Below are 2,761 nucleotides of genomic sequence, written 5' to 3' on the forward strand. Positions count from 1 at the left end.
ACGCGCAGCTCGTCCACGACGTCCTCGCTGACGCCGCTGACGAGGTAGGTCGGCGAGACGCCCACACCCGGCGTCGTGCCGACCGCGTTCGACCTTGACGACCTGTGGCAGCGCGCGGTCGAGCGGGTCACCGCCGACGGCCGCCACCTCATGCTCATCGTGGACGGGCTCGACGAGGACGACCACGTGCGGCACCGCGAGAGCAGCGTCGCGGCCCAGCTCCCCGAGTACGTGCCGCCCGGCAGCCATGTGCTGGTGACCAGCAGGCACTTCCCCGAGGTGCCCGCCGACGTCCCGGACGGCCATCCGCTGCGCGGGTGCGAGCGCCGCACGCTCGCCGCCAACGAGGCCTCGCGGGCCTCGCGCAACGCCGCCGAGCGCGACCTGCAGCAGCACCTGCGCGACCGGACGAGCCGCGAGGTGCTCGGGCTGCTGGCGGCGTCCGGCGGCGGGCTGGCCGACGAGGACATCGCCCGGCTCACCGGCCTGGACCTCTACGACGTCCGGGAACTGGTCGAGCAGACCATCGCCCGCCTGGTCGAGCGCCGGGAGGACGACGGCGGGGGCCGCTACTCCTTCGCCCACGACCTGATCCGGGAGACCACCACCGAGCGCCTCGGCGCCGAGGCGATGGCGGGCTTCTGGGCGCGAGTGCTCGACTGGGCCGAGACCTACCGGGCCGGCGGCTGGCCCGCCGACACCCCTCTGTACCTCCTGGACCGGTTCCCGCAGGCGCTGGCCGACGACGGGGACCTGGAGCGGCTGCTGCGGCTCAACGAGCCCGACCGCTGGAGCCGCCTGCTGGAGCGGACGGGGACGGTGGAGCCGGCCGTGCTGACGCTGACCGACTCGATCCGGCTGCTCCTCGCGGCGGACTCGCCCGACCTCGCCGTGGTCTACGTGCTGGCCCTGTGGCGCGACCAGCTGCGCCTGCCCGTGCGCGTCCACCCCGAGGTCATCGCGGTGGCCTGGACCGAGCTCGGCGAGCTGGAGCGCGCCGAGCGGATGGCCCGCGACATCACCGTCGCCTCGATCAAGGCCAACATCCTGATCTCCATGGCGGAGGCGGCGGGACGGGCGGGCGCCGAGACCGAGGCGGCGCTGTGGCTCCAGGAGGCGGAGCTGCTGGCGGGCGGCATCCTGAGCGGGGTGCGCAGGGCCCGGACCCTGGCCCGGATCGCGCTGGCCCTCGGCCCCGGCTTCACCCGCGCCGAGACCCTCCTGGACGAGGCCACCCGGCTCTTCACCTCCGTGGTTCCGTCCCGGCACCGGCGCCGGGAGCTGATGACGGACATGGCCTGCGACGCCGCCCGCGCCGGGCTGTGCGACTCGGTGGAGCGGATCGCCCGCTCGTTCGCCGACCGCAAGTACCAGTGGCCGATCATCGCGGCCGCCGCCCGCGCCGCCGCCGAGCAGGGCCTGCGGGAGGACGCCGAGCGCCTCGCGGGGCTCCTCGGGCCCGACGACCTGCGGTGGGACACGTTCGCCGAGCTCGTGCGGCTGCTGGCCGACCGGGGCGAGTTCACGGCGGCGCTGGAGCTGGTGGGGACGTCGGTCAACGGGGCGCGGGCGCTCGCCCGGGCGCTCGGCGGCATCGCGCGGGCGCGGGCGCTGCGCGGCGATCGGGCCGCCGCGCGGGCGGTGCTCGCGACCGCGATCGAGACGGTCGCGGCCAAGGGCGGCGCGTCCCGCCAGGCGGCGCTCGGCGAGCTGCTCGGCTCCGCCGTGGAGGCGGGGCTGCTCGACGAGGCCGAGAGGCTCATGGCGCTGCTGGAAGGCCATCGCCGGGCACTCGGCGCGGCCCGCACCGCGATCGGCGCCCTCGACGCCGGCGACCCGGACACCGCGGTCCGGCTGATGAGGACGGCCGCCGACCTCGCCGGGCTCCAGCCGCGGCGCCAGTGGGCGCCCCTGGTCGAGGCGGCCCCCGGCGCCGCGGCGGAGGGCGACCTGGAATCGGCGCGCGGCCTGCTGACCCTCGCGCTGACCGTGGCCGAGGGGACGTCCCCGAAGGCGGCGCGGGCGGTCAACCTGCTGATCAAGTCGCATGTCGCCGAGCTCCGGGGAGCCTCCGGCGTGCTGGAGGCGGGCATCGACGCGGCGCTGCGCCTCCCCTCCCAGCAGGACCTGCCGGCGGAGACGGCGAGGATCGCCGCGGAGCTCGGCCTCACGGAGGAGGCCGTCCGGGCGGCGCTCTTCGTCGTCGACGTGCACGAGCGCAACACCCTGCTCGGGACGGTCGCGGAGCGGGCCGCGCGGGACGGCCGCCTGGAGGTCGTCCACCGCGCGCTGGCGGGCATGAGCCGCACCCGCAAGCAGCTGTTCGCGAGCGTCAACGCCGCTGGGGAACTGGCCAAGGCGGGCCGGATCGGCGACGCCGAGGACCTGGTCGGACGGGTCCGGAACGGCTTCCGCCGGGCCACCGGCCTGGCCCGGCTCGCGCGGATCGTCGCGGCCCGGGGCGACCGCGACCAGGCCGTCTCCTACCTCCTGGCGGCCGAGCAGCTCGCGCCCGCGGGCTCGGTGCGGCACCTGACCCGGTTCGAGATCACGGCCGCCGCCGTGGCCGCGGCCCGGCGGGGCCGCTACGGGGAGGCGGAGCGGATCGCCGCCGTCGTCGACAGCCCCCGGCGGCAGGCCTCGGCGCTGGCCGAACTCGCCGAGACCGCCTACGGCGCGGGTGCCTACCCCCGCGTGGCGCGGTTCCTGAGTGCAGCCGAGGAGCTGCTCGGCGACACTCCACCGACGTCATGTTCCTGCA

The 2,761-nt window shown here is 76.6% G+C and carries 1 protein-coding gene; it reads left to right on the top strand.

Going from position 1 to position 2,761, the window contains the following annotated elements; translation table 11 throughout:
- Positions 1-75 precede the first annotated feature (75 nt).
- The coding region (locus AB0C69_RS40840; RefSeq protein WP_360361962.1) for a hypothetical protein at positions 76-2,761 on the top strand (2,686 nt) is incomplete at its 3' end.

It is taken from the genome of Actinomadura sp. NPDC048032 (assembly GCF_040653175.1).
GTDB lineage: Bacteria > Actinomycetota > Actinomycetes > Streptosporangiales > Streptosporangiaceae > Spirillospora > Spirillospora verrucosospora.